6 protein-coding genes are annotated in these 7,485 nt (G+C 69.7%); 5 read left to right on the top strand and 1 reads right to left on the bottom strand.

Annotated features, from left to right (window positions below; genetic code table 11):
- Positions 1-117 precede the first annotated feature (117 nt).
- Entirely contained in the window at positions 118-1,716 is a 1,599-nt protein-coding gene (locus tag DFS13_RS39290) for an AMP-binding protein (protein WP_111442888.1), read from the top strand.
- Positions 1,716-2,876: an AraC family transcriptional regulator gene (locus DFS13_RS39285; protein ID WP_006498528.1), complete on the top strand. Its 1,161-nt coding sequence runs from the start codon at positions 1,716-1,718 to the stop codon at positions 2,874-2,876. Before DFS13_RS39290 ends, DFS13_RS39285 begins: the two co-directional genes overlap by 1 nt.
- Positions 2,877-3,095: 219 nt before the next feature.
- On the opposite strand, the gene DFS13_RS39280 is transcribed toward DFS13_RS39285, so the two are convergent.
- Positions 3,096-4,295, bottom strand: a complete 1,200-nt coding sequence (locus DFS13_RS39280; RefSeq protein ID WP_111442887.1) for an NAD(P)/FAD-dependent oxidoreductase — start codon at positions 4,293-4,295, stop codon at positions 3,096-3,098.
- Between the two features lie 111 nt (positions 4,296-4,406).
- Between DFS13_RS39280 and DFS13_RS39275 the strand changes: the two genes are divergently transcribed.
- The 3 genes from DFS13_RS39275 to DFS13_RS39265 form a co-directional block, all read left to right on the top strand.
- Positions 4,407-5,243: a helix-turn-helix domain-containing protein gene (locus DFS13_RS39275; protein ID WP_060263421.1), complete on the top strand. Its 837-nt coding sequence runs from the start codon at positions 4,407-4,409 to the stop codon at positions 5,241-5,243.
- A 205-nt stretch (positions 5,244-5,448) separates the two neighbouring features.
- Positions 5,449-7,239 carry an acyl-CoA dehydrogenase gene (locus DFS13_RS39270; protein WP_077057095.1) on the top strand — a complete coding sequence of 597 codons (1,791 nt, stop codon included), beginning with the start codon at positions 5,449-5,451 and terminating at the stop codon, positions 7,237-7,239.
- A gap of 36 nt (positions 7,240-7,275) precedes the next feature.
- Positions 7,276-7,485, top strand: a 210-nt coding sequence (locus DFS13_RS39265; protein WP_134163194.1) for an NAD(P)-binding protein, incomplete at its 3' end; no start/stop codon positions are given.

The raw sequence follows: 7,485 nt of genomic DNA, 5'->3' as shown, positions 1-7,485 counted from the left end.
GGTCCGCCAGTCTCGCCGCAACCAGCCTATGCCCGAACCGGCGTAGAGCCCTGCTCCGAAGCCGCGAACATGCGTTGACAGTCGGTACGAGATCACTGGACCGGGTCGTATGGCTCGATCCCCGCCGAGATCGACGCCGATCGCCATCCTTCCGTCAGCGCGCTGCTGGACGACGCGATGCGCCGCTTCGCCGACCGTCCGGCGCTCCATGCGTTCGGCCGCACGCTCACCTATGCCGACGTCGAGCGCCTGTCGACCGCGCTGGCCGCGTATCTGCAGCAGGTCGTCGGCGTGCGCAAGGGCGATCGCGTGGCGGTGATGCTGCCCAACGTGCTCGCGTTCCCGGTCGTGTTCGTCGCGGTCGCGAGGATCGGCGCGATCCAGGTCAACGTGAATCCGCACTACACCGCGCGCGAGCTCGAGCATCAGCTCAACGACGCGGGAGTCGAGGTGGCGATCGTCTGCGGCGGGTCGATGGGCACGTTCGCGGACGTGGTCGGCGGCACGCGCGTGCGCACCGTGCTGAGCGTGGGGCGCGAGGATCTCGGCGTCGTCGATGCGCCGGCCGGCACCTGCGACGCGCTGCCGCCCGGTTCGACCGCGCTCGCGCAGGCGATCGCCGCCGGCGAATCGCTCGCATGCGAGCCGGTGGCGCTGAGCGGCGCGGACCTGTTGCTGCTGCAATACACGGGCGGCACGACCGGCCTGTCGAAGGGCGCGGCGCTGTCGCATCGCAACCTCGTCGCGAACATCGCGCAGTTCGCGGCGATCGTGCCGGATGCGCGCCGGCCGGGCGAGGAGGTCGTCGTCACGGCGATCCCGCTGTATCACATCTTCGCGCTGACGGTGAACTTCCTGTCCTACTTCGCGATCGGCGCGCAGAACTGGCTCGTCGCGAACCCGCGCGACATGGACGGGTTCATCGACGTGCTGAAGGCCGCGCGGCCGACGGTGTTCGTCGGTGTGAACACGCTGTACGCGGGGCTCGCCGGCCATCCGCGCCTGAAGGAGGTCGACTGGTCGCGGCTGAAGCTGTCGGCCGGCGGCGGGGCGGCGGTGATCGACGTGATCTCGTCGCGCTGGAAGGCGGTGACGGGCAATTTCATTCGCGAAGGCTACGGGCTGTCGGAAACGTCGCCGGTCGTGTCGTTCAACCCGCAGTCGATCGACCGGTTCACGGGCACCACGGGCCTGCCGCTGCCGTCGACCGACGTGAAGCTGCTCGACGACCAGGATCGCGAGGTGGCGATCGGCGAGGCGGGCGAGATCTGCGTGAAGGGGCCGCAGGTGATGAGCGGCTACTGGCAGAAGCCGGACGCGAACGCGGCCGCGTTCACCGCGGACGGCTATTTCCGTACCGGCGACGTCGGCGTGTTCGACGCGGCCGGCTTCCTGCGGATCGTCGACCGCAAGAAGGACATGATCATCGTGTCCGGTTTCAACGTGTACCCGAACGAGGTGGAAGCGGTCGCGACCGCGCTGCCGGGCGTCGCCGAATGCGCGTGCATCGGCGTGCCGGATCCGCGCACGGGCGAGGCCGTCAAGCTGTTCGTGGTGCTCGCGGCGGACGCCGACGTGACGGAGGCGCAACTCGTCGCGCATTGCCGCGCGAGCCTGGCCGCGTACAAGGTGCCGAAGCTCGTCCGTTTCGTCGAGCGGCTGCCGAAGTCGACGGTCGGCAAGATCCTGCGCCGGGAACTCAGCCGCACCGACTGATGGGCACGACGCGCCGCGCGGCCGCGGCGGCGCGGCCCGGTGCGCCGGCCACGCCGAAGGGGGCGCGCGGGCCGCTCAAGTACAATGCGGTCGGTTCGATCGACGGGGACGCGATGACCGGCTCAGATTCACTTTCCGCCCGGCCCGGGCGTGCGCTGCCGTCGCCGAGCGCGACGGTGCCGATCTCGCTCGTCAACGGCTTTCTCGCGAGCGCGGGCGTGCAGCGCGACGTGGTCGAGCGCTACCTGCGCGGCGCCGGCATTCCGATCGAGCTGCTCGGCGAGCCGCACGCGCGCGTGACGGAGGAGCAGTTCTCGACGCTGTACCGCACGCTCGCGATCGACCTCGACGACGAGATGCCCGGCATCTTCTCGCGCCCGTTGCGCGGCGGCACGCTGAAGTACCTGTGCCTGAGCCTGCTCGACGCGCGCAATCTCGAAACGGCGCTGCACCGTTTCGGCCAATTTTTCCATATCCTGCTCGACGACTTCTTCGTCGAATCGAAGCGCGACGATCTCGTCGCGCAGGTGCTGCTGCGTCCGAACGACGCCATCGGGCCGATCGGCGCGCTCGGCCAGGAGCTGATGCTCAAGCTCGTGCACGGCGTGTGCTCGTGGCTGATCGGGCAGAAGATTCCGCTGCTGCAGATCGAGTTCGCGTGCCCGCGGCCGCGCCATGCGGTCGATCACCTGTACTTCTTCACCGGCGCCGTGCAGTTCGACTGCGAGCGCACGCTGATGCGCTTCAGCGCCGACTACCTCGACGCGCCGATCCGGCAGAGCAAGCGCAACCTGCGCAAGTTCCTCGCGCGCGCGCCCGGCGACTGGATCTTCGAATCGTTCAGCGAACAGCTCGTGTGCCATCGCGTGCGGCAATACCTGTCGGCGGCGCTGCCGGATCTGCCCGTGATCGACCAGGCGGCCGAGCATCTGCATTGTTCGGTGCGGACGCTGAGCCGTCACCTGGCGGCGGAAGGGACGACGTTCCAGGTGCTGAAGGACGAACTGCGGCGCGATATCGCGATCCAGCGGCTGACCGATACGCCCGACACGATCGCGGCGATCGGCGCCGATATCGGCTTCGACGATCCGAGCGCGTTTCATCGCGCGTTCCGGCACTGGACCGGGAGTACGCCGGGGACGTATCGGCGGCGGGCGTGACGCGGGCGCGACGCTGAGTGGCGCGGATGCGCGGGTTCGCGGATTGAATCCCATAACCGGCTCCTTTTGCGGTTTCCACGGCCGGTTTTTGGCGGACATTCCCATAACCGGCGACCTTCACAGCTCGGGCCGTGCAGGCGCGCACCCGGCCGATCGTTTCCTTCGGCGTGCGTCGCCGCAATTGGCGATCTGGATTTCCGATCGACGGACACATTCCGCTCAATTCCCGGCAAACAGCCGCGCGGCCGCGCGATCGGACGCGATCACCGCGTCGGTCGCCCACACGCGCATGTCTTCCGCATATCGCGTCAGCGCGTGCCGGATATCGCCACCGTTGGCGGTCTGCCCGGCCAGCCGCGCCGCCAGCGCGGCGGCATCCCTGAGCGCCGTATTGGCGCCCGCGCCGCCGGCGGGACTCATTGCATGGATCGCGTCGCCCAGTAGCGTCACCGGGCCGGCCGGCAGCGCTACGTCGGGGCGTCCGCGACGCACGGGCAGCGCGGTGACGGCGTCGGACGGTGTGTCGAGCAGCAGGCGGCGCAGCACCGGGTGCCAGTCCCGCACGACATGCCGGAGCGCGGCCGGGATTCGCGCCGCGAGCGCAGCCGTCGGGTCGGCGTCATCCAGCCCGAAGCGGCTCGACGGTCCGATCGCGGCCCAGTAGAAATAGTCGTCCGGCGGCGTGAACCGGCTGCACGGCAGCGCATGGGCCGCGAGCGCCCGCAGGTCGGTGCGGAACCGCATGTCCTCGAGGACCGCCGCGCACCCGTCGGCCACGATCACCGTGGTGGCGGCGCGCAACCCGGCGGCTTCGGGGAACGCGGGATCGTCGGTCGGCAGCCGGGTCCTGCCGTAGACGCACAGGGCGCCGCTCCTGACCGGCGCGGCCGCCGGAACGAGCTGCGCGCGGAGGGTCGAATGGATGCCGTCCGCGCCGACCAGCACGTCGCACGTGACGGACCCGGACGTGCCGCTCGCGAACGTCACGTGTGCGCGGCCGTCGGGCAGTACTCGATAGCGGTCGACCGCATGGCCGACATGCACGCGATCCTCGATGCCGGCCATCAGGATTTCCCGCAGGGTCAGCCGGTTCACGCTCAGGTCCGCCGTGTCCGGTGCGGTGTGCCAGCCGGCGGGTGCATGTCCGTGGGCCGGCGTGAGCCGGGGCGTCGCGAGCCGCACGGCGCCGGTGCCCTGCGACGCCGATGCCCGGAACAATGCCGCCGGCCCGGCCGGCAGGCAGGCCGCCAGCGCGCGCTGGCCGGTCGCGTCGATCCGGATGCGGTAGCCCTGCCTCCGGCTGTCGATGGCCGCGTCGCGCTCGTAGACATCGAACGCGATGCCGGCCTGTTTCAAGGCCTGGGCGAGGGCCAGGCCGCCGAGACCTGCACCGACGATGGCCACGTGAATGTCGTGCATGGAACGCTCTCCGTTAGCCGCGCGGGGTGCGCGGTCCGGCATGCATTGTTCCGTGCGTCACGGGTGGGCGGATAACGGCATCTGGCCGTTCAATGCCGTAGACTGGCCAATATGGATAACCGTACCGCTGCCGACCTGGCGCCTCCCGACTACAGCGAATGGCTGGACGGCCCCGCGCTGATCGCGCTGCGTGGCAATGACGATCCGGCCAGCGCGTATCGGCTCGGCACACGCGACTATGACTGGCACGCGCATGCGCGCGGTCAGGTGCTGTGTGTCGAGGCGGGGTTGATCCACGTTCATACGCCGCGCGGTGCGTGGCTGCTGCCGCCGCATCGTGCGGGCTGGGTGCCGCCCGGCATGCCGCACAAGGTGCGGGTGAGCGGCGCGCCCGGTGGCTGGGTGCTGCTGGCCGCGCCGCCGTTCTGCGCGGGCCTGCCGGACGAACCGTGCGTGATCGGCATCAGCGCGGTGCTGCGTTCGCTCGCGCATCGTGCGATCGAATGGGACAAGCACGCGCCGCTGGCGCCGGAGCACGCGAGGATGGCTGCGGTCATCCACGACGAAATCCGTCGCACGCCGCGCGAGGCGTTGCACGTGCCGATGCCCGCCGATCCGCGGCTCGCGCGGGTGGCACGGGCGCTTCTCGACGATCCCGGCAGCCGGCGCACGCTCGATGCGTGGGCGGCGTTCGGTGCGATGTCGCCGCGCACGTTGCGGCGGCTCATGTCGGCCGAAACCGGGTTGAGCTTCGCGCAATGGCGCCAGCAGGCCCGGCTCGCGCGCGGCCTCGACCTGCTCGCCCGCGGCTGTCCGGTGGCCGAGGTGTCGGACCTGCTGGGTTACGCATCGCCCAGCAACTTCATCGCGATGTTCCGAAAGGCGCTCGGCGATTCGCCCGCGCACTATTTCGCCACCCGGCCGGAACGGCAGCCGGACGGGCGCTGACGCCCGCCAGACGGGCTTTCGCGGCCAGATGCGACGGCCGCCGCCGGCGCGCGACGTGGCCGGTTTTGTCACCATGTGGGCCGGATATGACAATCGGAATCGGGAGTCCCGGCGTTAGGATGGCCCATCACGTCGCGGCGCTGGCCGGTTTTGCCGTACCGGGCCCGCGTCGCGCCCTATTCACCGCCTGATTGGAACATCGACCATGAGCTATAACGCCCCCGTCAAGGACATGCTGTTCGTGCTGAAGGAACTCGCGGGCATCGACGCCGTCGCGCAGTTGCCGGGCTTCGAGGATGCGGGTTACGACACGGCGCAGGCCGTGCTCGACGAGTCCGCGAAATTCTGCGGCGAGGTGCTGGCGCCGCTGAACGTCGAAGGCGACCGCAATCCGAGCAGCTGGAAGGACGGTGTCGTGACCGCGACGCCGGGCTTCGGCGCAGCGTTCCGCCAGTTCGTCGAGGGCGGCTGGCAGGGGCTGCAGCATCCGGCCGAGTACGACGGCCAGGGGCTGCCGAAGCTGATCGCGACGCCGTGCATCGAGATGCTGAACGCGTCGAACCTGTCGTTCGCGCTGTGTCCGCTGCTCACCGACGGCGCGATCGAGGCGCTGCTGACGGCCGGCACCGACGAGCAGAAGCAGCGCTACGTGCCGAAGCTGATCTCGGGCGAATGGACCGGCACGATGAACCTGACCGAGCCGCAGGCGGGCTCCGACCTCGCGCTGGTGCGCTCGCGCGCCGAGCCGCAGGGCGACGGCACCTACAAGGTGTTCGGCACCAAGATCTTCATCACGTGGGGCGAGCACGACATGGCGGACAACATCGTCCACCTGGTGCTCGCGCGCACGCCGAACGCGCCGGAAGGCGTGAAGGGCATCTCGCTGTTCATCGTGCCGAAGTTCATGGTCAACGACGACGGCTCGCTCGGTGCGCGCAACGACGTGCACTGCGTGTCGATCGAGCACAAGCTCGGGATCAAGGCGAGCCCGACGGCGGTGCTGCAGTATGGCGATCACGGCGGCGCGATCGGCTATCTGGTGGGCGAGGAGAACCGCGGCCTCGAATACATGTTCATCATGATGAACGCGGCGCGCTTCGGGGTCGGGATGCAGGGGATCGGCGTGGCCGACCGCGCGTACCAGAAGGCGGCCGAATTCGCGAAGGAACGCGTGCAGAGCCGCCCGGTGGACGGCTCGGCCAGGCAGTCGGTGACGATCATCCATCACCCGGACGTGCGCCGGATGCTGGGCACGATGCGTGCGCTGACCGAAGGCGCGCGGGCGCTGGCCTACGTGGCTGCCGCGCACAGCGACATTGCCCACCGCCATTCGGACGAGGCGACGCGCGCGCGTCATCAGGCAATCTACGAGTATCTGGTGCCGGTCGTGAAGGGCTGGAGCACGGAGATGGTGAACGACGTCGCGAGCCTGGGCGTGCAGGTGCACGGCGGGATGGGTTTCATCGAGGAGACGGGCGCGGCGCAGTACTACCGCGATGCGCGGATCCTGGCGATCTACGAAGGGACGACGGCGATCCAGGCGAACGACCTGGTGGGCCGCAAGACGCTGCGCGACGGCGGCGCGGTGGCGAAGGCGCTGCTCGCGGAAATCGGCGACACGGTGACGGCGCTCGGCAAGCTGGACGGTGCGGCGGCCGCGTCGATGAAGGCGCAGCTGGAGAAGGGCGCGCGCTCGCTGGCGGCGGTGGTGGACTACGTGCTCGCGAACGTGAAGCAGGACCCGAACGCGGTGTTCGCGGGCAGCGTGCCGTACCTGAAGCTGGCGGGTGTGGTGCTGTGCGGCTGGCAGATGGCGCGCGCGCTGGTGGCTGCGCACGCGAACCGTGCGAGCGACCCGGCGTTCTTCGACGCGAAGATCGCGATCGCGCAATGCTATGCGGAGCACGTGCTGGTACAGGCGGGTGCGCTCGAAGCGTCGATCGTCGGCGCGAAGGGCAACGAGAGCGTGCTCGCGTTGACGGAAGACCAGTTCTGACCCACTGACGGTCGGGACGCAGCAGGAGACAGGATTTTGACCACACAGGACTTGCTCGCGCAATACGGCCCGCGCGAATCGATGGAATACGACGTCGTGATCGTCGGCGGCGGCCCCGCCGGGCTGTCGGCGGCGATCCGGCTCAAGCAGCTGGCCGCCGAGAAAGGCGCCGAGATCGGCGTGTGCGTGCTCGAGAAGGGTTCCGAGATCGGCGCGCACATCCTGTCGGGCGCGGTGATGGACCCG

It is taken from the genome of Burkholderia sp. 28_3 (assembly GCF_003253915.1).
Classification (GTDB): domain Bacteria; phylum Pseudomonadota; class Gammaproteobacteria; order Burkholderiales; family Burkholderiaceae; genus Burkholderia; species Burkholderia cenocepacia.
This window is presented reverse-complemented; position numbering and strand designations above follow the sequence as displayed.